Annotated in this window: 23 protein-coding genes, 1 pseudogene and 1 other annotated feature; of the genes and pseudogenes, 8 read left to right on the plus strand and 16 right to left on the minus strand. The window is 43.7% G+C overall.

The window, feature by feature from the left end; translation table 11 throughout:
- Positions 1–201 precede the first annotated feature (201 nt).
- On the plus strand, positions 202–549 hold the full coding sequence (locus ASG85_RS01525) for a YugN family protein (RefSeq protein WP_057303521.1): 348 nt from the start codon (positions 202–204) through the stop codon (positions 547–549).
- Positions 550–562: 13 nt separating this feature from the next.
- A complete protein-coding gene (ftsW, locus tag ASG85_RS01530; RefSeq protein ID WP_060645184.1) occupies positions 563–1732 on the plus strand; it encodes a putative lipid II flippase FtsW in 1170 nt (389 codons plus the stop codon).
- Positions 1733–1751: 19 nt separating this feature from the next.
- On the opposite strand, the gene ASG85_RS01535 is transcribed toward ftsW, so the two are convergent.
- Positions 1752–2132 (minus strand): Asp23/Gls24 family envelope stress response protein, encoded by a 381-nt coding sequence (locus tag ASG85_RS01535; protein WP_060645185.1) that lies wholly within the window; start codon positions 2130–2132, stop codon positions 1752–1754.
- A 231-nt stretch (positions 2133–2363) separates the two neighbouring features.
- Here ASG85_RS01535 and cax point away from each other — a divergent pair, with 231 nt between their 5' ends.
- Positions 2364–3410, plus strand: a complete 1047-nt coding sequence (gene cax / locus ASG85_RS01540) for a calcium/proton exchanger (protein ID WP_060645186.1) — start codon at positions 2364–2366, stop codon at positions 3408–3410.
- Positions 3411–3450: 40 nt separating this feature from the next.
- Here the strand turns inward: cax and ASG85_RS01545 are convergent, their stop codons facing one another.
- From ASG85_RS01545 to ASG85_RS01560, 4 genes are all read right to left on the minus strand, one after another.
- Complete coding sequence (locus ASG85_RS01545) at positions 3451–3738, minus strand: YlaN family protein (RefSeq protein WP_056833125.1); 288 nt, start codon at positions 3736–3738, stop codon at positions 3451–3453.
- A 124-nt stretch (positions 3739–3862) separates the two neighbouring features.
- Positions 3863–4111, minus strand: coding sequence for an HPr family phosphocarrier protein (locus ASG85_RS01550; RefSeq protein WP_029195595.1), 249 nt, complete (start codon positions 4109–4111; stop codon positions 3863–3865).
- 114 nt (positions 4112–4225) lie between these two features.
- Positions 4226–4735: a TVP38/TMEM64 family protein gene (locus ASG85_RS01555; RefSeq protein WP_162251216.1), complete on the minus strand. Its 510-nt coding sequence runs from the start codon at positions 4733–4735 to the stop codon at positions 4226–4228.
- Between the two features lie 441 nt (positions 4736–5176).
- Positions 5177–7165, minus strand: coding sequence for a sensor domain-containing diguanylate cyclase (locus ASG85_RS01560; protein ID WP_060645187.1), 1989 nt, complete (start codon positions 7163–7165; stop codon positions 5177–5179).
- Between the two features lie 352 nt (positions 7166–7517).
- Here ASG85_RS01560 and rpsD point away from each other — a divergent pair, with 352 nt between their 5' ends.
- On the plus strand, positions 7518–8117 hold the full coding sequence (gene rpsD / locus ASG85_RS01565; protein WP_057302933.1) for a 30S ribosomal protein S4: 600 nt from the start codon (positions 7518–7520) through the stop codon (positions 8115–8117).
- Positions 8118–8162: 45 nt separating this feature from the next.
- Here the strand turns inward: rpsD and tyrS are convergent, their stop codons facing one another.
- Positions 8163–9422, minus strand: coding sequence for a tyrosine--tRNA ligase (gene tyrS, locus ASG85_RS01570; protein ID WP_060645188.1), 1260 nt, complete (start codon positions 9420–9422; stop codon positions 8163–8165).
- Between the two features lie 51 nt (positions 9423–9473).
- Positions 9474–9751, minus strand: a binding site (T-box leader).
- Positions 9752–9879: 128 nt separating this feature from the next.
- On the opposite strand from tyrS, the gene ASG85_RS01575 reads away from it, so the two are divergent.
- Entirely contained in the window at positions 9880–13026 is a 3147-nt protein-coding gene (locus ASG85_RS01575; RefSeq protein ID WP_057302935.1) for a transglycosylase domain-containing protein, read from the plus strand.
- A 118-nt stretch (positions 13027–13144) separates the two neighbouring features.
- Here the strand turns inward: ASG85_RS01575 and acsA are convergent, their stop codons facing one another.
- Complete coding sequence (gene acsA, locus ASG85_RS01580; RefSeq protein WP_060645189.1) at positions 13145–14869, minus strand: acetate--CoA ligase; 1725 nt, start codon at positions 14867–14869, stop codon at positions 13145–13147.
- A gap of 223 nt (positions 14870–15092) precedes the next feature.
- Between acsA and ASG85_RS01585 the strand changes: the two genes are divergently transcribed.
- Both ASG85_RS01585 and ASG85_RS01590 read left to right on the plus strand, forming a co-directional pair.
- The gene (locus tag ASG85_RS01585; protein WP_060645190.1) at positions 15093–15731 is read left to right on the plus strand and encodes a GNAT family N-acetyltransferase; all 639 of its coding nucleotides are present in this window, start codon (positions 15093–15095) and stop codon (positions 15729–15731) included.
- 68 nt (positions 15732–15799) lie between these two features.
- Entirely contained in the window at positions 15800–16984 is a 1185-nt protein-coding gene (locus tag ASG85_RS01590) for an acetoin utilization protein AcuC (protein ID WP_060645191.1), read from the plus strand.
- Positions 16985–17040: 56 nt separating this feature from the next.
- Here ASG85_RS01590 and ASG85_RS01595 read toward each other — a convergent pair whose 3' ends face one another.
- The 7 genes from ASG85_RS01595 to ASG85_RS01625 all read right to left on the minus strand — a co-directional run bounded on the left by ASG85_RS01595 (position 17041) and on the right by ASG85_RS01625 (position 24646).
- Entirely contained in the window at positions 17041–17742 is a 702-nt protein-coding gene (locus tag ASG85_RS01595; RefSeq protein ID WP_057302939.1) for a 5'-methylthioadenosine/adenosylhomocysteine nucleosidase, read from the minus strand.
- A gap of 88 nt (positions 17743–17830) precedes the next feature.
- On the minus strand, positions 17831–18835 hold the full coding sequence (gene ccpA, locus ASG85_RS01600; protein WP_060645192.1) for a catabolite control protein A: 1005 nt from the start codon (positions 18833–18835) through the stop codon (positions 17831–17833).
- 180 nt (positions 18836–19015) lie between these two features.
- Positions 19016–19423 (minus strand): hypothetical protein, encoded by a 408-nt coding sequence (locus ASG85_RS01605; protein ID WP_029195585.1) that lies wholly within the window; start codon positions 19421–19423, stop codon positions 19016–19018.
- Positions 19424–19547: 124 nt separating this feature from the next.
- A complete protein-coding gene (locus ASG85_RS01610) occupies positions 19548–20090 on the minus strand; it encodes a type 1 glutamine amidotransferase domain-containing protein (protein ID WP_060645193.1) in 543 nt (180 codons plus the stop codon).
- A 1-nt stretch (position 20091) separates the two neighbouring features.
- Positions 20092–21831: a phosphoenolpyruvate--protein phosphotransferase gene (gene ptsP, locus ASG85_RS01615; protein WP_060645194.1), complete on the minus strand. Its 1740-nt coding sequence runs from the start codon at positions 21829–21831 to the stop codon at positions 20092–20094.
- A complete protein-coding gene (locus ASG85_RS01620; protein ID WP_060645195.1) occupies positions 21828–23717 on the minus strand; it encodes a glucose PTS transporter subunit IIA in 1890 nt (629 codons plus the stop codon). Before ASG85_RS01620 ends, ptsP begins: the two co-directional genes overlap by 4 nt.
- Positions 23718–23914: 197 nt before the next feature.
- Positions 23915–24646: a hypothetical protein gene (locus ASG85_RS01625; protein ID WP_060645196.1), complete on the minus strand. Its 732-nt coding sequence runs from the start codon at positions 24644–24646 to the stop codon at positions 23915–23917.
- Positions 24647–24884: 238 nt separating this feature from the next.
- Between ASG85_RS01625 and ASG85_RS36740 the strand changes: the two are divergent.
- Positions 24885–25248: pseudogene (locus tag ASG85_RS36740) on the plus strand (pyridine nucleotide-disulfide oxidoreductase); the annotation flags it as partial.
- 86 nt (positions 25249–25334) lie between these two features.
- Here the strand turns inward: ASG85_RS36740 and ASG85_RS01635 are convergent.
- Both ASG85_RS01635 and ASG85_RS01640 read right to left on the minus strand, forming a co-directional pair.
- Entirely contained in the window at positions 25335–25763 is a 429-nt protein-coding gene (locus tag ASG85_RS01635) for a CoA-binding protein (protein WP_060645198.1), read from the minus strand.
- Between the two features lie 11 nt (positions 25764–25774).
- Entirely contained in the window at positions 25775–26593 is an 819-nt protein-coding gene (locus ASG85_RS01640; RefSeq protein ID WP_060645199.1) for a C39 family peptidase, read from the minus strand.
- Between the last annotated feature and the right edge of the window lie 13 nt (positions 26594–26606).

Here is a 26606-nt window from a genome sequence, read left to right on the forward strand (position 1 = left end):
GAAAATCCCCCGCCCATCCTTGTTTCTTAACTTTTCACGCTTGCCGTGTCATTGAACCTATTCTACCAAATAAATGAACATGTTTCATCTGTAAAGTGCCATCAAATATTAGAAAATTGACGTTGCTATCGACTTGCAGAACCTTTGGAAACATACTATCATGAATAAAGAATGCATACGTACAATATGGAGGCGTTAAAATTGATTATTGAAGCAACTGGCCTAAAAGGCTTAAAAAGTGATTTGGCTCACCTGGATGAAGTAACGACAAAACTTGGTTTTGTGCGTTGGCAGTGGGAATACACGCGTGCTACTTATGATTTTAAAATGGAAGATAAAGCAAGCAAATCCGTGTATTTCTTACGTGTAAATGCTCGTGTAGAATCCGGCAAACTAGAATCTCCTTATGCAATCCTATTCTTAGAAGATGCGTACATAGGTAAAGAAACGTTCCCGCATGGCTTGGATTACAACTCTCCTATCCCTGAGTCGGTTCTCAAAATTTCCAACCAAAAATTAGCACAACTGCAGCAATTATTAGCAGACTAGGCGGGGAAACAGCATGAATCCCCCTCGAAGAGGAACGCCGGATTTTCTGCTGCTATTTTTAACCTTTGTACTCGTTTGCTTCGGACTTGCTATGGTTTTCAGTGCAAGCTCAATGACGAGTGCTTATCGATGGGGCGACCCTTGGTATTTTACGAAGAAGCAATTGATAGCTGTCGGCTTAGGAAGCGTTGGCATGCTTTTCTGCATGAACCTCCACTACACCAAGCTAAAGAAGTTAGTTATTCCTGCTTTCTTTGTTGTTGTTATGCTGCTCGTTCTTGTTATTTTCACTTCAAAAGCAAATGGTGCAGCCAGCTGGTTTAATGTAGGTAAATTTGGCATTCAGCCAACGGAATTTGCCAAACTAATTGTTATTCTTTACTTGGCGTCTCTCATAAGTAATAAAGAAGAGAAGTTCCGTAATTTCAAGAAAGGCCTGCTCCCTGCCTTGGTGATCGTTGGATTTGTCAGCATGCTCATCATGCTGCAGCCTGATTTGGGCTCCTGTATGATCCTGCTAGTCTGCTCTGCCATTGTCATCATTGTGGGCGGCTCCAACCTTAAGCATATTTTCCTTTTAGGGACAGGCCTTGCTGCAATCGGCACTATGGTTGTTACCATTTACTTACTAAAAAATAACACAGCAGATACGTCAAGCAGTTACCGTGTGAACCGCCTAACCTCGTTTCTTGATCCATGGGCCGATACTTCGGATACTGGGTATCAGGTCGTCCAATCCTTATTCGCATTCGGACACGGCGGACTGACGGGTGCAGGATTCGGTCAAGGCATTCAAAAGCTGCATTATTTACCTGAAGCTCATAATGACTTCATTTTTGCAATCATTGGAGAAGAGTTTGGTTTTATTGGGAGTTCGATATTCATCCTTATTTTCCTGCTCTTTATATGGCGTGGCATCCTCGTCGCTGTTCGCAGTCCCGATTTATTCGGTATGGTAGCCGGAGTTGGCATTATGAGCATTTTTGCCTTCCAGGCCGTCATCAATATCGGTGGCGTTACAGGATCCATTCCACTGACCGGTGTAACCTTGCCCTTTATTTCAGCAGGAGGTTCCTCCATGATGGTCTCTCTCATCAGTATGGGGATCCTGCTCAGTATATCTCGGGAACAAACACACAAAGAAGATGCAAAACCCAAAAAAAGACCCAATCGATTTCAATGAAATCGATTGAGTCTTTTTTCTATTTTACACGATGCGGATCGTCTACTGTCTCTTCTTCCTTGAACGCGACGCCTTCCACTTTGACATTGACCTCAACCACGGTTAGTCCTGTCATATTTTCAACAGCTTCTCTCACGTTTTCTTGGAGATCCCTGCATACATCCTGAATACGAGAACCGTAATTGACGATAACACGTAGATCGATGGCTGCTTCTACTTGTCCAACCTCCACAGAAACACCACGCTGAACATTCTTACCACTGAGTCGCTTAGCTAAGCCTTCCGAGATACCACCTGACATGCCCGCTATGCCTGCTGTCTCCAGAGCTGCAAGTCCTGCAATTGTTGATACTACATCATCAGAAATACGAATTAATCCGGTTTGATTGTCTTCGGACATACAGATCATCTCCTCATATATAATATATGACCTTTAAGCTTGCTTAAAGTCTCTCATTGTTGAGTGAAGCTCAAAGTCCCCCCCACACAGGTATAAATCTATTGTAATAAGTTCGCTAGATGAAAGCAAGAACCAGCAACAACGGACAAATCGAATTTACATTGGGTTCCAAAGTAGGTATATTAAAAGAAGTCAAAAAGTACCAATAAAGAATGAGTCGGAGGGTTTACTTTGAAGGGAAAATTGTTCTACATCGGGTTAATCATTTCTTTCGTTACAACAGGCATCGCTCATTACATGCATCTGAATTCAACGCTTCAATTCGTTATTGCTTGTATAGCGATCATTTTTGTAGCTGGATTTCTAGGTAAAGCGACAGAGAGTGTTGCCCACTATGCAGGTGAGCGCGTAGGCGGATTCCTCAATGCAACGTTCGGTAATGCAGCTGAGTTAATTATTGCGTTCTTCTTAGTTAGAGATGGATTGTTCGATGTCGTCAAAGCCAGTCTCACCGGAGCCATCATCGGCAATTTGCTGCTTGTACTGGGACTGAGTATATTTTCAGGTGGATTAAAGTTTAAGGAACAGTCATTTAACGTAAAACTTGCTTCACACAATTCTTCCTTAATGATTCTTGGGGTTGTTGCGTTATTCATTCCAGCCATCTTCGCAGGTGGATTGACAACCAAAGAAACGTCAACAATGAGCATGATCGTAGCCATATTACTGATCGTTGCCTACTTGCTCTGGCTACTATTCTCCATGGTTACACACAAAAGTGTACTTTCTGATGAGGCCATTGAACATGGTGAGGCAGCGTGGTCCAAAGGAACTTCCATTTTATTTCTACTCCTAGCTACAATCATGGTAGCTTTCACGAGTGAATGGTTAGTTGGTACATTAGAAGAAGTTACCCATAGATTTGGATTATCAGAGCTGTTTGTAGGGGCATTCCTCATTGCCATCATTGGAAATGCCGCGGAGCATAGCGCAGCCGTGATGATGGCCATGAAGAATAAAATGGGCGCAGCCGTTGAAATAGCAATCGGCAGCTCGTTGCAGATCGCCTTATTCGTAGCTCCTGTGCTTATACTTGTCAGTTTCTTCGTAAGTGGAACACCTATGAACATTGTCTTTTCCACATATGAAATTGCTGCAATCGGAGTCGCCGTCTTTATTACGAAGTCGATAACCCAAGATGGCTCGACCAACTGGTATGAAGGTCTCCTGCTGCTCGTGGTCTACATCATTCTAGGCGTCGTATTCTTCCTCGTCTAAATACTTTATAAAGACAAAAAAAGTAACCCATTGTGAAGGGTTACTTTTTGTTATTCAACGCTTCATATAGCTGCGCAAGGTTACGTTCAAGCTTGCTGAGAATTTGTTTACCAGGCATTTCGGAAATAAGTCCCGCTCGAATGGCAAAATCAATTTCTCTAGAAAGTCCGTACATTTGCGTATCTAAAACTTCTTCATACAGCGGACATTGACGCGTTGTCAAATTCTCCATTTGTACTTCGATTAGTTTTTCGATTTTATCTGCATCTTCTTGGAGAAGATTAAGCGCTTTTTGATTCATGTCCAGCAATAGATCAGATGAAGACATTCCCAACTTCCCCCTATACGCATAGTCATCCGTCCTTATATGATCTATATTAAGCGAAATTGGATCAATATACAAGAGAAGGTACCCTCAGAGATTCTGAGAGTACCTTCTTTAAGTCTGAACTCTATTCTTGAACAACGTTTACGCCCAAATTGTGCTTAGCGAATACTTCAGCCATAGCGACTTTCGCTTCTTCGGCATCCGGCCCATGAACATGGAGATCATAGTTGCTGGAGCTAAGCAATGTAGTAAACAAACCTAAAATACTTTTTACATCGATGTACTTATTATCATATTGGAGAACGATTGACGATCTGAATTTATTAGCTGTTTGTGAAATTTCAACAATTGCGGCATTATTAGCACTTGGCATATTTCATTCCTCCATTTATTCGCATCTGAATTGGTCGCCTTGCTCCCTATATGATAACTTGGAAAGGTTACTTAACGCAACTAAAAATTTCCTTCATTCTCCAAGTGAAGCGCTTTACTTCGTCTTTGCTGCAATGGCTTTCTTCACACCGTTCCCCAGTAGAATTAAAACAACAAAAATACCGAGCAACAAAAGCAGTCTTCCCTTATACTTCTGGAAATGAAATAAATCATGCGCAATCATCGATTCCAGAAATACGATTGGCAGTTTGCCCATCAAGGTACCCCATAGAAAATAAGTAAACCGCATTCGAGTTAGCCCCGCACCAAAATTAATCGCCGACGAAGGTAAAATTGGAATCAATCTGCCTAGAAGGACATATAGGAATCCACGCTTCTCCATCCGCTTGCTAAACTGCGTCACTAACGGGAATCGCTCGAGCTTTTTCTCTACCCATGCATGTCCATAATAACGAGCAAAATAAAAAGAAGCAACGGCTCCCAAACAAGACATTATGTAATTAACAAGAAACCCTATTTTAATACCGAAAATAGCAACATTCGTACCTGCTACTACAACAAACGGAATAAACGGAAAGAACGTTTGAAAAAAAATTAAAGCCATTCCGATGATTTTACCGGGCCAACCTAAGTCCCTTAAATGTTCAGATAGCTGTCGCATATTACTGTGAGTAAGTTTAATGCCTGTAGGGTTATAAAATAAAAAGGCAATTAGGGCAACGAGCAAAATACAAATAAAAAAAACTAGCAAAATGTGTTTTCTATTTCTGTTTAACACCGACAAATTTCGACCATCCTTCCCTTAGACCAAACCATTGTAACATTTTACAGAAGGTTCAGGAAGAGAAAATTAAGGAGTTATCTAGTTATACAACAGTGAAGAACCCTATCCTATTTCTATCCGTCACATAGTTTACCCTACCTACGGAAATTTATTAGATTTGATAACCTTTTTTCGACATGATTTGCAGGTTGGACAGCCATGTTCTTGATGTAAACGTGTTAGAATGAAGCAAAAGCACCTGTCCTTAGACAAGTGCTTTTACTATCCGATTCGAATTTGGTTGCGACCATTATTTTTAGCTTGATAGAGAGCCATATCAGCACGATAGAACAGTGATTCTACACTAATCTTATCTTCTTCCCAATTCCAATCCGAAACACCACAGGAAACGGTTACTTGCGGATTAGTTTCCTCTAGAACACGAACACGAATACGTTCTGCGATTCGAATCGTTTGAGACTTGGCCACTTGGGGTAAATAGACCGCAAGCTCTTCCCCGCCCCACCTTGCTGCAATATCACTATCCCTAATACTAGTTTTAATAATTTGACTTACCTGGATCAAGATTTTATCGCCAACCTGATGACCGTAGGTATCATTAACCCGTTTGAAATTGTCTATATCAACAACAATGAGTGAGCCGCAGAAGTCCTTCTTTTGCATCGAGTTAGCCTGTTCATCCAAATAATGACGTACATATAGTCCTGTCAAATTGTCTGTAATAACCATTCGTTTTACTTCAGCATGCAGAGAAGCATTCGTCATGGCAAGACCAATATGCCCCGAAAGAACCTGTAGCAATTTGTAGTTATCATAGGAGAAGAAATTGGGCTTGCTATGCACGACTAGAATAACTCCCTCAACTTGTCCATTAACGAGAATCGGAGAACCAATAAGTGATCTGGAGTTGGTTAACTGCATCAGCTTAGACTGGACCTTGTCATTGCTCCAATAATCCGAAATAATAATCGGTTCTTTGGAAGTATAGACGACACCAGAAAAGCCTTGATCTACGGTAAAGGTCTCATGAAACATCGCAGGCAAATTAGTCGCTTGTACGATTAAATTCTCACTATTTTTATCCGCTTGCAGAATACAACTGTAGTCCGCTCCGAAAATACTTAAAATCTCGCTAGATGCTGAGTTAAAGATTTCGTTTAAACGCAAGCTCTGATTTAACTGCTTCGTGATTTCATTAATAAGTCGAAGCTCGTTAATCATTAAATTGGATTGTTCATACAATTTAGCGTTTTCAAAAGCAGACCCAGCTGTATCAGCAAGCAAGGATATGAATTGCAAATCCGAAGCGTGAATCAAATCGCTCTTAGACGTCATGTATAAAACACCATAAACACCTTGTTTGCCTGATAATGGAGCTGCTATATGACCTGTACTTGGACCACTGCTCTCGGATGAAGGTTCAAATATCACATGCCCTTCCATAAAAGCGCGTGTTCGAATGTCATCCTCCGTACTTTGGAAATTCAAGGGCTTCACTGATAGATTCTTAGAGTCATTATCTTGTGAAAGCAATAAATCTACTTGCATATTTGGGTAAACGCTATGCATGCACTCAATGACTTCGGTCAACACCGAATCGACATCGATTTTGGCATGCAGCTTCTTAGAAGCCTCAAATAAAATATCATGCTTTTTAAACTCAAGTTCCCTATTTAGATGCTGCATAAATAAATGGTCGTACTTACGACGATCCTCTACGCTCTGCACACTGCCTTGGAAGGAAAGGGAAAGTATATAAAGTAATTGTGTAAGTTCGTCTGCTTCTTCAAGTGTATGGGAAAATAGTCCCAAGTATAAAATTGGAATCCCTTGTGGATCTAGAACTGGAATCGAAGCAGCCAAAACGGACTTCAGTTCTTTTGCGCTCATAACTTCGCTAGTCATTATATGCATTTTGGGATTCTCAGCACATCGTGCCAACGGATTGTCATTGCGTTCAGCATAGCTCCATGATGCTCCTACCTGCAGCAATTTATCAGTCAGAAGTGTACCATGGGAGCAAGCCTTAACCACTTTCAGATCCGTATCCACGCATAGCAGTGCGGTTTGAGGCGGTAGCATCGCTTGCCCGAATTGGTGATTCCACTCATCAAAAGCATCTAGCACTACATGATGACAATTGGATTCCCAATAGGAAAAGTTGCTAGAAAGAACAAGTCCTTGCCGAAGAAACTCTTCGAAGTGTTCTGCACGACTATGTTGTTTCATACTACGAAGTGATTCACTCATAGGCTCTCCTTCACCAACAAACTGTAGTACTATTGAACCAGGCTAAATCTTACCTCATATATCATACTATTTTTCCATGCTTATTGCACGATATTTTAGAATCACTTTAAAGGATTGAGACTTGACACATGCCCCTGTTTTTAATAAAATTAGAAGTCGAGTAACAACATGATTTCGGTGAATGCCATTTGTGATCACCCTCACTGCTTTTGCTCCTGCCAAGACAGCGGCTGAACTACTCTTGTCAGGGAATCACAATATGATTCGTAAGCAAAACCAGGCACTTGTCTTCACCCTGACATCTAGATGCTATCTACTAAACTAATTGTTGAAAAGAAGGAGTTTTTCCTAAATGTCACGTTATACAGGACCTAAATTTAAATTAAGCCGTCGTGTTGGTATTTCTTTGAGTGGTAACGGTAAAGACTTGAAACGCCCATTCCCTCCAGGTCAGCATGGCCCAGGACAACGTAAAAAAATGAGCGGCTATGGCGTTCAATTAAATGAAAAACAAAAGCTTCGTCACATGTACGGTTTGAACGAGAAACAATTCCGCAACTTGTTCGATAAAGCTTCCAAACTTAAAGGTATTTCCGGTGAGAACTTCATGATCTTGCTTGAAAGCCGTTTGGACAATCTGGTTTACCGTCTTGGTCTTTCCAACTCCCGCGCAGGCGCGCGTCAACTAGTTGCTCACGGTCACGTAACTGTGAACGGCAAAAAAGTAGATATCGCTTCTTACATCGTATCTACGGGTGACGTTATTGCTCTTCGTGAAAGAAGCAAAGGTCTTTCCGCAGTGAAAGAAGCTCTAGCTAACCGTAACTACCTGCCAACTTACCTTGAGTTCAACGACGCAAGCGTAGAAGGCAAGTACATTCGTTTGCCAGAACGTTCTGAGCTTCCACAAGAAATTGACGAGAAACAAATCGTCGAGTTCTACAGCCGTTAATAAAAGCAAGCCCCTCAGGGATTTCCCTGAGGGGCTTATTTTTTGTTAAGCAAACTGTACAAGGTAGTAATTCTTTTTACCGCGGCGAATAATGATGTAAGACTCTCCGAGCCTACCCAGATCTCTGGTAACTGCATCGAATTGCGTTACTTTAACGCCATTGACCGTGACAGCTCCGCTCTCAATATCTTGACGCGCTTGACGTTTGGATGGTGCCGCTCCTACAGAAATCAGCAAATCAACCAACGCAATGTCGTCTTGATCTATGGTTGCAGATGGGACATCCTTAAACGCTTCTTCAATCTCCGTACGAGAAAGCTCCTGAATATTGCCACTGAATAAAGCTGTTGTAATGTTAAGAGCACTTTCTAACGCTTCTACACCGTGTACAAGCTTCGTAACTTCGCGAGCAAGTAATTTCTGAGCCTCTCTCTTCTCTGGCTGAGCCTGTACTTCTTCCTCAAGACGTTGGATTTCCTCATGAGTAACGAAAGTAAAATACTTAAGGAAACGGATGACATCATTGTCGGCTGTGCCCAACCAGAATTGGTAGAACTGGTAAGGAGACGTTTTGCTAGCATCCAACCAAATAGCTCCGCCCTCTGTCTTTCCGAACTTTTGACCATCACTCTTTGTCACAAGCGGCAAGGTTACCCCGTAAGCACGTTTATCTGAGGATTTACCGATAAGCTCAAGACCAGCCGTAATATTACCCCATTGGTCACTTCCGCCAATTTGCACAGAGCAATTTTTCGTTTCATTGAGCTTCAGGAAATCGTAAGATTGCAGAATCATATAGCTGAACTCTGTGAAAGAAATCCCTTTGGAGATACGAGAATCAACAGAATCCTTTGCCAACATGTAATTGACGGTAAAGTTTTTGCCTACATCACGAAGAAATTCGATGACGTTCAGCGATCCAAGCCAATCGTAATTGTTGACAAGCTCTGCACTATTTTCAATTTCAGTGGAGAAGTCGAGAAAGCGTGATAACTGATTTTTGATGCTTTGTGACCAAGCCTCGACAACCTCAGGTCCGTTAAGTGTACGCTCATTGGCTTTTCCGCTAGGATCACCAATTAGACCTGTTCCCCCGCCAACTAGTGCCAATGGAACGTGACCTGCGAGCTGAAAGCGTCTCAGCGTAAGAATGGGCAGCAAGCTGCCGATATGCAAGCTGTCCGCAGTCGGGTCAAAGCCGCAATAAAGCGTAACACGCTCCTCGTTAAGCTTTTTGTCCAAGCCCTCTCGATCCGTGATTTGATGAAGCAGACCGCGAAACTCCAAATCCTTCAAAATATCCATGTTCATCCATCTCCTTTTTTCTTAAACATACAAAAAAAGCCTTCTTATCCACAAAGGGACGAGAAGACTTGACTCGCGGTACCACCCTAATTAAAACAGTAGTTACGTACATCTATAACAAGTGTTATGTGCACGGCTAGCTATTTTCACTCAAGAACCTTTAACGGGGTTTAATCGGCAAATACTACTTGTGCAGCCGAAGTTGCTGCAGGTTCCCATTCACTGCTCAAGACCGTAATTCACTAACCTGCAGGTACCGGTTCGCACCATCCACCGGCTCTCTGAAAGCATCCACAAGCTACCTACTGCTGATCTTTCAACGCATTTGATAAAAATTTATCACATGTTTCTAGGTGTTGTCAAACCATGTCGGCATCGTTTCTTCGCTTCATCATTACCGCAAAAGGTGCAGTTATGGTATACTATTAGGGTTCATGTAAGGAGGATATTGGAACTTATGCGCAATTTTTTCGCTAAATGGAATCGCCCTTGGGTGAGGACTACATTCAAAGTAACTTGGATTACCTTAAAATGGACCATCATTAGTGCTTTTTTGGCGGGAATAGTCGGTGGATCCGCGGCATTTGGGTATGTAAGTGCCTTAGTCAAAAAAGATCCTGTACGCACCGAAGAATCCATACGCCAGCAGATGCAGGAAAATGCAGTCACAGGCTTTGCTTACTTCAATGACGATACCGTCATAGGGCAATTGCGAACTGAAGAAGACCGTCGTCTCGCTCAGCTAGATGACATTCCGCAACTTCTGTTAGACGCTGTCCTTGCCATCGAAGACAAAGACTTCTACAACCATCGCGGGATCGATATCCGCGGACTTTATCGCGCAGTAACACAGAAGCTGCTGAACGAAGAAGTTCAAACAGGCGGCAGTACGATTACGCAACAGCTTGCCAGACGTGTATTTCTTACACTAGACCGTGATGATGGCCGTAAAGCAAGAGAGCTGCTGCTCGCGCTGCGGATGGAACGCCTAATGTCCAAAGATGAAATTTTGCTCGCTTATTTGAACAAAATTCCTTATGGCAATGGCGCGACAGGCTATAATCTGTATGGAATTAAAGCAGCTGCCAAAGGCCTCTTCAACATCGACGACCTGGATAAGTTAAACGTTGCTCAAGCTGCTTACTTAGCAGGTCTGCCGCAGTCCCCATCGCAGTACTCCGCCTTCACGAGTAAGCCCGAATTTGATGAAGATGGTTTCAAAAAAGCGGTTACGCGTGAACAACTAGTACTCAAACGGATGCTGGAAGAAAAGAAAATTACGAATGAACAGTACCAAGAAGCCCTTAAATTTGATCTCAAAGCTTCCATGCCCCCTACGGCTCAGAAGGCTTATACGACTTATCCATACCTAATGATTGAAACAGAAAAGGAAGCAGCCGAAATTTTGTTGAAGATCCAGAAGCCTGATCTTGATCCTAAGAAAAATCAGGCCGCTTATAATGAAGCGTTAAAAGGCATACATACTCAGCTCTTACGTGGTGGTTATCAAATCTATACAACCATAGATAAGACAATTTATGATTCCATGCATGAAATATCGAGCAACGATAAAAACTTCGCCCCTACGGATGACAAAAAAGGCATGGAACAAGTTGGTGCCATCATGATCGATTCCAAATCCGGAGCTATTAAAGGGATGATTGAGGGCCGCAATTTCTTCGAAGAGCAGCTCAATCACGCCACACAAGCATTCAGACAGCCTGGATCAACCATGAAGCCAATTGCCGCCTATATACCAGCTTTAGAGAAAGGGGCCATTCAACCAGCTAGTATCGTAGATGATATCCCTATTATTCTTAAAGACGGTGTCAAAGGCTTTCATCTTCCAGAAAACTGGGATCACAAGTTTCATGGATTAATGACAGCAAGAAAAGCTTTAAACCAGTCATACAACATCCCTGCCATCGATATATTTTTGAATAAAGTAGGCATTAATGACTCCTGGGATTTTGCAAAGAAACTCGGTATCACGTCCATTCAAAAAGAAGATTATTATGCGCAGACCGGTGTAATCGGCGGTTTAAGCAAAGGAACTTCGGTGAGGGAACTGACCGGTGCCTATGCTTCAATTCCGAATAAAGGCGTATTTAATGAAACCTTTATGATTCGCGAAATCAAGGATTCGAATGGCAAAACGATTTATACGCATGATCTCAAGCCTACGCCTGTCTACTCTCCGCAAAGTGCATATCTAATTACGGATATGATGAAAACGGTGATTAGCCAAGGTACAGCGACAGATTTAATGCAAAAATATAAATCATACGGCAAAATCGAGATTTCCGGTAAGACAGGATCTACGCAAGACGATGCCGATGCTTGGTTTATGGGATTCAGCCCGGACATCACGGTTGGCGTATGGATCGGCTATGATCAACCGATTAATAAATTATCATCGTCGACGAAATCATCGCAAATGCATCAAACATATCACGCCAAAGATATATGGGCACTTATAATGAACCGAACGATCGAACAAAAACCGGACCTATTCCCTACCAAAACATTCGCCAAACCGGATGGTATTGTCTCGGCAACCGTATCCAGTTTATCCGGCAAGCTGCCAAGCGAATTAACGTCTAAGTCTGATTTTCTAGTTACTGATCTTTTCAACAAGAAATATGTACCTACGGAAGTCGACAATGTGATGGTACGGATGAAAATCAGTTCATTTAACGGACTGAATTACATGGCGCAAGACAATACGCCAGCAGATTTCGTGCAAGAGAAAACCGTCATTAAAAGGCAAAAATCGATCAGTCAATTGCTCAAAGAAATCGAAGTAGCGATGAGTAAACTTCCTGAAAAAAGCCGTAAGCCTATCGATAATTATAAGCCTACAGATTATGACGATGATGCGCCATCCGAAGTTGACCCTCGAGTTGATGACGGTAAAGAGCCTGCAGCACCAACGAACGTTGTAACAACTAAGTCCGGTGACACGGCAACGATTGCCTTCCAGGCAAGTCCGAATCCGGATATCGTCGGCTATCGCATATATCGTTCCGATAACCGCGGCAAATTCCAGCTCATGGGCGGCAAAGTTGTCTTAGCAGGAGCTGAGACCAAATTTATTGATCAAATCCCTGGATCTAGCTTAATCGGTTATTATGTGACAGCAGTCGATGTGGCTGGGAAAGAATCGGTACCTAGCCGTTCCTCCTATACAGATGGTAGCTCGCTAGATTCATTGTTCGTACCTTCTGTCGATGGCAATCAAATTCCAGGAGCTACTAACCCTCCATCAGGTTCCAATGGTGGAATCGGTGAACCTATTGGAACCGACAAACCTAACAATGGAAGCACAAAGGACCTGCCTGCAGCACCAACCGGTATAAAAGCCAAAGCTGATGGCGCAGGTGTGATGTTAACCTGGAAAGCCAATGGGTCCAAGGATAAAGTAAAGCAGTATAATGTTTATTTTAGTGACAAAGAAAAAGGAACGTTTAAGAAGCTTGGTTCTGTTGATGAAGCAACCGAATTTCATTATTACGCAGCAGCTTACAACGGTTATTACAAAGTAACTGCTGTCAACGATGCGGGCGAATCTAAACCATCAGCTGCTATCGCCTATAACAACTAAATCACTATTTAGAAAGACCCGGGTACCCGGGTCTTTTTTAATTTCAAAAAGCTTCTATGTACGCAATAAAAAACCTTCCTCACACCATAGATCTGGTGCAAAGAAGGCTTGAATCCCTTTAGTCTTCAATCGTCGATAAGTCACCTGTCGGCAAATTGAGCTCCCAAGCTTTAAGAACACGGCGCATAATTTTGCCACTGCGTGTCTTAGGCAGCTTGTCTTTAAATTCAATTTCACGAGGAGCTGCATGGGCAGAAAGCCCTTCTTTAACAAATTTGGAGATGTCCGCTTTGAGCTCATCAGATGGTGTAAAGCCTTCACGCAGGGCGATAAACGCTTTAATGATCTCTCCACGCATCGGGTCAGGCTTACCAATAACCCCTGCCTCTGCAACCGCAGGATGCTCAACGAGCTTGCTCTCCACCTCGAAAGGACCTACCCTCTCGCCTGCTGTGTTAATCACATCATCCACACGGCCTTGGAACCAGAAGTACCCCTCTTCATCCTGATAGGCCGAGTCACCGGAAACGTACCATCCAGTCAAACGGAAATATTCTTCGTATTTAGATGGATTATTCCATATTTTACGCATCATCGAAGGCCACGGCGTTTTGATAGCTAGGTTCCCCATCCGATTAGGAGGCAGAATGTTCCCTGCATCATCAATAATAGCCGCTTCAACACCCGGAATTGGCCGGCCCATTGAACCAGGCTTAATTGTCATGGATGGATAGTTACAGATGAGTTGTCCACCTGTTTCTGTCATCCACCAAGTATCATGTATACGTTGGTTATAAACTTTTAGCCCCCAACGTACAACTTCGGGATTTAACGGTTCGCCTACGCTAAGTACGTGACGAAGCGAGGACAGATCAAACCCAGTAACAACATCATCACCGGCACCCATCAACATACGGAAAGCAGTTGGCGCACTGTACCAAACGGTTACTTTATATTTCTGAAGCGTATTATACCAATCTTGGGGACTGAAGCGTCCGCCGCGAATGACATTCGTTGCCCCATTTAACCATGGAGCAAAGATCCCATAGGAGGTTCCTGTTACCCAACCTGGATCAGCTGTACACCAATAAATATCGTCCTCTTTAAGATCTAATACAATTTTACCCGTATAATAATGTTGAACCATTGCGTTTTGAACGTGATAGACACCTTTTGGTTTACCCGTTGAACCAGACGTATAATGGATAATTAATCCATCCTCGCGATCCAGCCATTCAATGTCAAGCTCTGTTGAAGCGCTTTCCATCTCTTTGTAGAAATCAACTTGTCCTTCAGCTAGCTCCACATTTTCACCAACGAGAATGACATGCTTCAAATGCGGAAGTTCATTATAAGGAACACGCGATAATAAACTTGGTGTCGTAATAATGGCTACGGCTTCACTATCTTCCAAACGGTCTCTGACTGCTGTTTCCATGAAAGCCTCAAATAATGGCCCAACAACAGCACCAACTTTAAGGGTTCCGAGTAAGGAATAGTAAAGTTCCGGTGTACGTGGCATGAAAATAAAGACGCGCTCGCCTTTACCAACACCAAGTCCTCGAAGTACATTACCGAACTGATTAGATTTCGTTTTCATTTGTCCATAAGTGATTGCTTCTTCTCGCTGACTATCGCTGTAATAAAGTGCGATTTTATCCTTTTTGGATGAGTCAGCATGACGGTCAATCGCTTCATATGCCATGTTAACTTTACCTGTTTCATACCAGGAAAAGCTTTTCTCGATGTCTTTCCAGTCAAATGCCGCATGTGTTTCTTCATAATTGTTCATGTTAGGATTAGTGGATACAGCTTCAATGAGTTCAACTTTCATTTGATCCATGTACGTAAAACCCTCCTCACGTGGTAAACCGCTTTCATTTTACTGACGATTTCAAGCAAAATGTGATCGATTTTTGACATATTCTATTATATCATACTAGGAAATATTCGCCTACGTTAAAAATTCGTCTTTTAATTCAAACCAAAGTTTGGTATAAGAATACTATGACCTAACGGAAAAGGAAACGTTCATCATGCTTTTTTTCAAAAGGAGAGCTAAGGTTATGCAGCATATCAAAATATACCACTCACACAGCTTGCGCGCAGCTCCCAATCAACCTGAAATTATCTTAGAAGGCCCTGTTTCAGCAGAAACCTTGCAGGAGCTTATTATGCATACCAAATTAGATGCGTTCCGCAGGCCCAAGGAGCAGTTAGAAGCACTAATTGAAATCGCACAATTACCTGAAGGACGTATCATCATTGCAAGAGACGGCTCCACCATTGTAGGCTATGTCACCTTTCACTATCCAGATGAGATTGAGCGTTGGTCACAGGGGCATATGCAGGACTTAATTGAACTGGGCGCCATAGAAGTTGCAGACGATTACCGATCCATTGGATTAGGGAAAAAGTTGATTCAACTCGCTTTCGAAGATGAGCAGATGGAGAATATCATCTGTTTCACGACGGAGTATTATTGGCATTGGGACTTGGAAACAAGCAAATTAACAGTCTGGGAATACCGTCAAATGATGGAGAAGCTAATGAAAAGCGTCGACATGATCTGGTTCGCTACGGACGACCCAGAAATCTGCTCACATCCAGCCAACTGTCTTATGGTAAGAATCGGCAAAAAGGTGCCGATCTCTTCCGTTGAACAGTTTGATCGCATTCGTTTTCAGCAGCGTTTCATGTATTAATTTCTAAGTAATCGCGGGATTTCTAGGGCTTCAAGCGAAATTGTTAGTCCATTCGGGGGAATAGGGATATGAACAAGAAGGCAAGTCCTGTCTTTATCTATGATGATCAAGAAATTCAATATAAATTTAATGAAAATCACCCGTTCAATCAAGATCGTCTTACGATGACGGTGGATCTGCTGCGAAAAGCCGGCGCGCTCCCTGATAGCGCGCTGTGGGCTCCTCGTTCCGCAACAGATAGCGAACTGCTGCGGGTTCATTCACCCGCTTACATCGAAGCAGTGAAAGCGCTTAGCTGTTCCGTGCCAGATGCCGCCTGGGTCCGAGAAGCAACGCGTTTCGGACTGGACACTGATGACACGCCTTACTTCGCCGGGATGCACGATACTACGGCGAAGGTCGTTGGCGGCTCCATCACCGCAGTCGAGCTGGTGATGTCGGGTAAGGCTCCGCACGCCCTTCACCTTGGCGGCGGATTGCACCACGCCCTGCAAAGCAAGGGCGCAGGCTTCTGCGTCTACAACGACGCGTCAGCGGCGATTGCGCACGCCAAAGAGATGTACGGCGCCAAGGTGCTGTACATCGACACAGATGTGCATCATGGAGATGGCGTGCAGTGGGGCTTCTACGCCGATCCTCAGGTATGCACACTTTCGATCCACGAGACGGGGAAATATTTATTCCCCGGCACGGGCGCCGTGAACGAACGCGGCGAAGGCGACGCGTTCGGCACGAACATTAACATGCCAGTGGAGCCCTACACCGAGGATGAGTCGTGGCTGGAGTGCTTCAGCGAGGTGCTCACCGAGACGATTCGAAGCTTCCAGCCAGACGTCATTATCTCGCAGCATGGGTGCGATGCCCATGCTTTCGACCCGCTCGCGCATGTCCATTGCTCCATGCGCGTGTACAAGGCTATGCCCGAGCTAATCCACTCCCTTGCGCACAAGTGGTGCGAAGGGCGCTGGATAGCGCTCGGGGGCGGCGGGTACGACATCTGGCGTGTCGTACCGCGGGCTTGGAGCCTGCTCTGGCTCGTCATGAGCGAGCAGGCAATCTTAGATCAGCTGGAGGCGCAGCCCCAGCTGAAGCTGCCTCAGGCGTGGCTAGACGCCTGGCAGAGCAAGAGCCCCGTCCAGCTGGTAGATACGTGGCTGGACCCTGTGGAGGCTTGGGCGCCAATTCCAAGGCGCCAAGCGATTGCCGAGAAGAACCGGCAAACGAAAGAACTCGCCATGATGTATTTGAAGTAAAAATAAAAGCTCAGAACCGCCATTTCGGCGAAATTCTGAGCTTTTTTTATTCTTGCTTATAGATGTTTCACGATATCCTCAACCATTTTATACGAATTCTCAGATGCCTGGACTGTAAACTCAGCAAAGTTAACATGAGCTGACCCATCTGCTTTATCAGACATCGATCGCAGCACGACATATGGAGTGGCATTCATCGAGCAAACTTGAGCAACCGAAGCCCCTTCCATTTCAACACACACGCCGCCAAGCTCATCATACAGGCTAGCAACAGCTTCCCTGCTTGCAATAAACTGGTCCCCAGAGAGTACTCTCCCCTTTTTAACCTTGCCTGCAAACAGTTTTTCACCCGAAGCTACAGCCAACTCAACAAGCTTGCTATCCGCTTCGAAGATGGATTTCGCTTCATAAGGGATGACGCCGCGAGGAAATCCAAGTGGTGTAACATCCATATCATGCTGCATGCATTCACTCGATATCACGAGATCCCCGATATTCAGCGCTGGATCTAATGCTCCCGCTACTCCTGTAAAAATAACGGCTTCGACACCGAAGTTATCAATTAAAATTTGGGTTGTCACCGCCGCATTCACTTTCCCTACACCTGTCCGGCACACGACAACTTGCTTGTCAAAATACGTACCTTCACGAAACGTAATGCCAGCTTTGATCGTTTCACGAACATCCGTCATATGCGAAACTAGAAGCTCTATTTCTTCATTCATCGCTCCGATTAGAGCAATTTTATTCCATGTCATTTCATTATCCTCTTTCCCTTATCAACATGAGAAAACCTCTACGGAGATCACTCCCAAAGGAATGACCTCGCTTAGAGGTTTGTTTTGATTAAGATTGTGTAACGGAATTGCGGTAAATAACTTCGTGCGGCAGGATAACCTGCATATGATCCGTTGACTCTTTATTCATCAACTTCGTTAGAAGACGCATCGACACGGCGCCGATATCATACATCGGTTGGGCTACTGTCGTTAAAGTCGGTCTAACCATGGAAGCCATGCGGATATTGTCCACACTAATGACGGCGATATCTTGCGGTACTCTGAGTCCATTGTCTTGAATCGTATGAATGGCACCAATCGCCATCTCGTCTGTAGCGGAGAAGATCGCTGTTGGTCGTGGTGAAAGCTCCAAGAAATAGTTCACAGCGTCTACACTTGACTCATAACGATAGTTCCCAATGCGAACATATTCATCACGCAGTGGAATACCTGCTTCATCCAATGCTTTTTTGTAACCTTGATAACGCGCAAATCCATTCGCTGGATCATGCAGCGTTCCGGATATCATCGCAATGTCACGATGACCGGCTTTAATAAGTACATTTACAGCATCGAAAGCAGCTTTCTCGTGATCGATATCAACGGATGCCATCGCTTGGTTCTCATCCTTCGTGCCGCATAAAACGACAGGTACGGAAGACGTACGGAATGCCTGTGTATGTTCCTCTGTTACTACGCCGCCCATGAAGAGCAATCCATCAACCTGCTTCTCAAGCAAGGTGTTAATAACACGAATTTCTTTTTCTTTCTTCTTGTCCGCATTACACAAAATGATATTGTAATGGTACATATTGGCAATATCCTCAATCCCACGTGCTACTTCAGCAAAAATGGAATTGGAAATATCGGGAATGACAACACCAACTGTCGTTGTCTTCTTACTTGCTAAACCCCTCGCTACCGCATTAGGGCGGTAACCGAGCCGCTCAATGGCTTCAAAAACCTTCTTACGTGTTTGTGGCTTAACGTTAGGATTGTTGTTTACAACCCTAGAAACGGTTGCCATCGAAACTCCTGCTTCTCTTGCTACATCATAAATGGTTACGGTCACGGTTACTCTCTCCATTTTCAAAAGTATTCTGCGATCCTAGTATATTATCGTTATGATACGACAAATTAATCCATCTTGCAATGTATATTGAAAATGCTTTGAAAATAATTTCAATGTTTTTCAAAAGATGTACACATTATGTATAAAAGCCAACCCCCATTGGGATTGGCCACATACTGCTTATGTCGATATTGCACTCTGTGTGATTTGTGATAACCGCTTGCGAATTTCTTCGGTCCATGGTTCATCACCCAGCGATTGAGCCAGCAATAAGATGTCCAAAAGTTCATTGATTCGTTCTTCAACGATCTTTTCCATGGAATCATTCATATGCTCTTTTTCAGTCACCTTCAGCAGCAGAAAAGCAACTTCCGAAAGTTCATGAAAAAAGAGCTGCTGCTTCTCAGGCTTACTCCCCAGCCTACCGATTAAACCGGTAAGTTCGGGTTTGACATGAGGAACAACTTCACTGCGACCACATGCTTCACATGAGTAAATAGGCACATTTTCAATGTCGACTTTGTTCTGATAAATAACCGTACGAAGACGAAGGTTCATCGTGCGTCCGCACTTACAATACTTTTGCATTCTAACACTCCTTCACTGGCGGGCGGCATGTACATGAGTTGCTTGTACTATGATATTCTACGATTTTAATCGATTTCCTGCCGAATGAAGAGTAGTAGTTTTTGCCACCTATGGTAGTTGAATGTTACTTTTCCTGTTGTTTATTAAATTGAATAAGCTCATCCACAAAACGCTTGGAAAATGCTGGAAGATCTGGCGGGCGACGCCCCGAAATGATGTTGCGATCGACAACTACTTCTTCGTCCAACCAAGTTGCTCCCGCATTTTCAAGATCATCTCGAATGCCTGGCGTAGACGTCATCGTGTACCCATTTACGATTTTCGCCGAAATCAGCACCCAACCTGCATGACAGATTTGAGCAATCGGTTTAACTGCCGCGTGAAACTCCTGCGTTAGACGAATCACGTCCGGATAACGACGAAGCTTATCAGGCGCCCATCCTCCGGGAACATAAAGGCCGATGTAATCGGATGACTTTACTTCATCGAAGGCATAGTCTGTCGTAATGGGTACGCCATATTTACCGTGATACACTGTTTTTGCCTTTGGACCGACAATATCCACAACGACCCCGGATTCACGCAACCGTAGAACGGGATACCACATTTCCAAGTCTTCAAATTCTTCATCAACAAATGCTAATACTTTCGTTCCTGTCAATTCCATGCTAATTTCCTCCTACTATGGATTCAGTTTGTTCGGTTTGAGCAAGCAGTTCTATGATCTCGTCACTTGTTTTGCAAACTAAAATTTCATTGACTAGCTGTTTACATTTCTTAGCGTCACTGCTTAGTAAACGGTGTTTCACTTGTAATAGTGTCTGCACCGAAATACTTAGTTCTTCTATTCCCAATCCCAGCCATATCGGAAGCGCTCGGATGTCACCCGCCATTTCACCACAAACGCCTACGGGAATTCCTACACTTTTGGCCGAGTCGATCACATGTTTGAGAAGCCTAATAACTGCCGGATGATAGGGATTATATAAATGCGCGATGTTTTCATTCATCCTGTCCACAGCTAAAACATATTGAACAAGATCGTTCGTTCCAATGCTCATAAAATTCACTTCACTTGCAAGGACATCCGCGATGAGAGCTGCGGCGGGTACTTCAATCGTTAATCCAATTTCGATATTTGCATTATATGGCAAGCCTTGTGCTTGTAATTCGGCCTTGGCCTTCTCGAGCAGAGCTTTAGCCTGACGCACCTCATCCAAGGAAGTAACCATAGGATACATAATTTTCACGTTACCGTAGTGGCTGGCCCTTAGAATCGCTCTAAGCTGTGTCATAAATAGGTCTTTACGGTCCAGCGAGATACGAATCGCCCGATACCCCAGAAATGGATTATCTTCTTTTGCAAGCGGCAAATAATCGAGCTTTTTATCTCCGCCAATATCGAGCGTTCGGATTACAATGGGACGGCCTTTCAGCTGCCTGGCTGCGTGACGATAAACTTCATACTGTTCGTCTTCGCTGGGCAGCGAATCGCGGTCCATGTAAAGATATTCCGTCCGGAACAAACCTACCCCAGAAGCCCCGTTACGTAAAACCTGATCGATCTCCAACACGGAATTGATATTGGCATGTAAATTCACATAGCTCCTGTCCAACGTTACCGGGGCAACGTCAGCTATCTCTTGCAAGCTTTCTTTGAACTCGAGCCAATTCTTTTTGCGTGCTTGATACCGCTCAATTGTTATTTTATCAGGATTGATGTATAAGGTACCCTCTTGTCCATCGATAATTAGAAAATCGCCATTTTGAATGGGTCGCAGAAGCTTCCCTTCCAAACCAAGCACATACGGTACGGACATTGCTCTTGCCATAATGGATACGTGCGAATGCGTGCCACCGAGAATCGTTAACAGACCAAGCACATTAGCCGGCTCCAAATGAGCCAATTGAGATGGCGTTAGCTCTTTGGCGACCAATATGTAAGGATGATCGATCGGTGGTACCGTTGAGCTTGTATCGCCAAGCAAGTGCTTCAGAAGCCGGTTTCCGACATCTTTAATATCAAGCGCTCGTTCCTTCATATATTCGTCGTCAATGAGATTAAACATATCGACAAATTTATCGATAACTTCTTTTACAGCAACTTCTGCCGCCTTGTACTGCAGCTCAATAATCCCTTGAATTTCGTTCATAAAAATGGGATCTTCCAAAATCGCCAAATGTGCATCAAAAATATAGGCTTGATCTTGTCCAACAACATCCTTAATCTCTTGCTTAATGATCTCAAGCTCGTCTTTGGAAGATCGAATACCATCATACAAACGTTCAAATTCATATGACAAATCGGTGACATCAATCATTTTCTCAGGAAAATCCCACTCCCAGGTAGGTATGACAAAAGCCTGACCCATCGCAATCCCTGAAGACGCTCCTATTCCTCTGATCATCCATTCGTCCCCCCCGTTTGTTTAGTAGGCTTTAGGACAACCGACATCACAGAACCTTGGCCTTTTTTGACAGCTTTAAATGGAGCAAAGCTCCAAGATTTAACAAGATCGGGATTCGTAATAATCATCGGTGTCGCCATCGATGAGGCGAATTTTTTGACTTTATTATAGTTAAACTTAACAAGCAGTTGCCCCGGTTCCACGTGATCTCCTTCTTTTACAACCGCATTAAAACATTTGCCCGGCAAACTAGACGTATCAATGCCAATGTGCAGCAGGACCTCCAAACCTTCCTCGGTCAAGATGCCAAGGGCATGCATGGTCGGATAAATGTGCATAATGGTCCCCGCAACAGGAGAAACCAGTTCTCCCTTCTCGGGAATAAAAGCAACGCCGTTTCCTACCAAACGCGAAGCAAAGATACGATCTGGCACTTCTTCAATCGGGATCATGCGTCCTTGCATTGGTGAAGTAAATAACACGACATGAATATCCTTGCGCAATACTTTCATAATCTCTTCACGAATTAGCTCTGAGAATGTTCCGAACACGACCTGAACATTGCCTCCTCCAAGACGGATGACGCCTGCTGCTCCTAAGTGTCGTAATGCCGTGATGTCCATCAAACGATCATTGACAAGTGTAAGACGCAATCTGGTAATGCAGGCTTCAATCTTCTTAATATTGTCTTTCCCACCGAGTGCTTGCAAAATAAGTGGAGATCGATATGGAATATCGCCAGCCCACTCTTCGAGTGAGGATCCTTCTTCTCTACCAGGCGTAGGAATCTGGAACCGCCGTATAGCCCAGCGGAACAAGAAATAATAGAGAAGTCCATAAACGATACCGATCGGTATGAGCAATAAACCGTTATGCGATAGGTGCAAATTAATGACATAGTCGATGGCCCCGGCTGAATAAGAAAAACCGTGTTGAATATTTAATTCATAAGCCAACCACATGGCCGCTCCAGACAAAATCGCATGAATAACAAATAAATACGGAGCTACAAAGAGAAAGGCAAATTCAATAGGCTCAGTAACGCCGGTTAAAAAAGAAGCTAGCGCTGCGGTCAAGAATGTCGCTTTAATCTTCGGCTTCAAATCTTCCCGCGCTTCCCCAATTATCGCAAAAGCGATTGCTGGGAGGGCAAACATCATAATGGGATATAAGCCGGCCATATACATACCTGCTGTCGGATCTCCGGCAAAATACCTAGGTAAATCCCCATAAGCCATATGTCCCGTTGACGTCTGATAAGCACCTACTTGAAACCAGAAAAAGTTATTCAAAATATGATGCAAACCCGACGGTACGAGAAGACGATGCGCGATACCATAGATAAAGGCACCTACACCGCCCAATCCAAGCAGCCAATTGGAGAGCTTGCCCATCCCCATTTCTAAGTAGGGGCCAATAGTGATCATAATATAAGACACTACAAGCGTGGACAGTCCCATAATAAGCGGAACTATGCGGGGGCCACCGAAAAATTGTATGTATTCCGGGAGCTTAATCTCTTTACAGCGATGGTAAATAATAGCAGCCAGTAATCCGATTAATATCCCACCTGGTACACCCAGTTGAAATTGAGTACCCAGCTCATGTTCAATTAGTCTCGTGAACATAAAATAGCCCAGCATGGCTGATAAACCAGCAATCCCAGCGCTTTCTGTAAGACCAAGCGCCACACCAACAGCGAATATGATTGGAATATAATCGAAGACCGTATTCCCAGCCAACAGCAGCATATCCCCTAAGCTAGATGCGTGAATGACATCCCAAGGTAGATCCCCTAGACGAAGCAACACAGCAGCGATAGGAAGCGCAATGGTAGGCAGCATTAATGAGCGGCCAAGCTGTTGTAAGTTCCCCATCCAGTTCAAACGTATGCTACCTCCTAAAAGTTTTGCTTTAGCAAAACAGACATCGTAAGCATAAGCTTAGCGTTTTCGCAGAAAACTTGCATCGTAAGATAAGCTCTCTTTTATTAAATCGTAAAGCTTGTTAGTCTGTTTGTCAAAATAAAATAAGCAGGTCGGCGTTCGACCTGCTCGTAAACTCATTCGAAACGGTTCCCCTATTAAAACGAGGGATTGGATCCGAATTGTTGCCCCATACCTGAAGTATTAAATCCGGTATTAAAAGATTGAAGCGATTGTTGCGGCATGTTTTGCTGCATGCTTTGCTGTGATCCATAGCCACTTTGGAAGGATTGCTGAGAAGGTGTCGAGGAATCACCACGCTTATACGCATCATGCCCAGGTTGATTTCCACGATAGTTCGCCATGTGAAAAGCGTTTGGAGAAACATTAGCTTGTGCAAAAGGTTGTTGATTCATCTGTACCGAGCTGCTGAACTGACTAGGAATAAACGGTTGTTGTTGGGGAACGGCATAACCAAATTGCTGAGATTCGTTAGAAGCAAATTGGTTGTTCATTGGGATATAGGAGGAATATCCGCTTTGGAAGCTTGATTGTTGCTGTTGAGCAGGCATTGAAGAATCGCTGCGTTTGTAAGCATCATGGCCTGGTTGATTTCCGCGATAATTCGCAGTGTGAAAAGACTCTGGAGAAGTTGCTTGAGATACTTGAGAATTCATTTGGTTGAATCCTTGGTTGAATCCTTGGTTGAATCCTTGATTGTATCCCTGGTTAGTTTGACCAGCGTTAGATTGATTATAGAAAGATTGTACAGCCCCAATCGGTTGGTACTGTTTTTGATAACCTTGGTATTGCGCATTATTCCCCTGAAAACCTTGTGAAGATTGATAACCTTGGGAAGCATTCCCAAAGCTGTTGTTATTGTTGTACATGTGTAAATCCTCCTCAGACTCTCATTATTTTTGGACACCTTTTTTGGGGCCTTTTTTATTCTCTCCGCTTGTTGATTTTTTATTTATGGAAGCCATTGGGATGTTCCTTAGAAAATTGACTATCAATTATCGGCTATGCCATAATTCTTTTGTATCCCATTCTCTTAGTAGGAGGAGTTACCGTAATGACATACGACGTTATCATTATTGGAGCAGGCCCAGCAGGATCTAGTGCAGCGGGACTGAATTCGTACAAGGCAAAGCGGAACAATTGGCAAAAACCGAAGATGGTTTCCAAGTAACGACGGATAACGGAGTTTTATGAAGGAAAGCATGTTATTCTTGCAACAGGGCTGTCCGTTGAGCTTGCTGAAGCTTCGGGCATTCAGACGAGGCCAGGAACAGAACCACGCATCAAAACTGTCGTTGATGCTGATGCACAAGGCAACTCTAGCCTTAAAGGTGTATGGGCAGCAGGTACCACAGCTGGCGTCAGTATGCATACAATTGTTACGGCCGGTGATGGTGCTAAAGTCGCAATTAATGTGATTAGCGAATTAAATGGTGAACGGTACGTCGACCATGATATATTAAAAGCTTAGTTCCTAACATACAGAAAAACCGCTTCTCCCTTACCTATTTGGTAAGAGAAAAGCGGTTTTTTAGCTTTGTCCATAATGCGTTAATTTTAGTTATTTCTAGGATTTAGAATCGCATCTTCTACTTTAATACAGCGGTCCATAATGACTTCTAATCCGGCTTCGTTAGCAATACGTCCGGCTTCTTCATTTACAATATCGAGCTGGAGCCAGAAAACCTTCGCTTTAATTTTAACGGCTTCTTCAGCGACAGGAACCACTTGATCTGCACGGCGAAACACATTGACGATATCTACAGGTTCAGGAATATCAGATAAAGAAGCGTAGCACTTCTCACCCAGTATTTCAGTAGCGTTCGGATTGACAGGAATGATCCGGTATCCTCTGCTTTGCATAGCCGCGGAAACCATATACGATGTACGGTCTGGTTTATCAGATAAACCCACTACGGCAATATTACCTGCACTCGCTAGGATCTCCTTAATGTGCTCTCTTGACGGATTTTCAAAAGTCGTCATCAGTTTCCCTCCTATTTTTTCAAATACGTGAGACCTTGTTTCCCCATTGCGGTCCAACTGTCGATAAACTGACTTTTGTTTACCTGCACTTGCTTTTTCCCGCTTAATGGATCATTCAAGTATACATTATTCTCATCATATCCTACCAATAATACAGCATGTTCAGCATATGTCGTCTTGATAGGTCCCTTAGGTGAATCCCAAGTTACCCATTTGTAAGGTAGGTTGAAATCAATTGTGGTCCAAATAATAACCGGAATATCATTCGCAATCTGCTGCTCATACAGCTCGAAAGACTCGCCTGTAATGTCAATGGCTTGAGGTATATACGATTTCAACAGTGGAAATAGTCCAGCATGATAGATGCCAAAACCTCTTTGCTTCCGAGTGACATCGCCTACGAAACCTGTATTAGGATTTCCCCAATAAGCAATTGTACCGTCCGCATTTAAAGTGGCCGGTGTGTCATCCTTAGGCATTTCTGCAGCAAGTTCCATTTTGCTTTTTGTAATACCATGATACTGCAGCAGCATCGTTAAACTTGTAATTTCACAACCTGCTGGCAGTTCTGGCAGTTGAGCAAAGACAGGTGCATCAATCATTGCTGATTTTTTTATCTGGATAGCTGGCGGCGGAGAAGCAACCTCGTTTACTTTCACGGAAGCTGTAGGCTTGGCAGCAAGTATCGCGGGACTGGATGCAAATAACGCTGGTTCTTTACCAGTCGCTTTAGCATACAGCAATACAGCAAATACACTGCTTGCAAACACAAGCCCAGCAACGAGGAAGAAACCGAACGTCACCTTTAAACCCTGCCAAATAATCGTCATGCTGACTCACCCA

The organism is Paenibacillus sp. Soil724D2, from assembly GCF_001427935.1.
Classification (GTDB): domain Bacteria; phylum Bacillota; class Bacilli; order Paenibacillales; family NBRC-103111; genus Paenibacillus_E.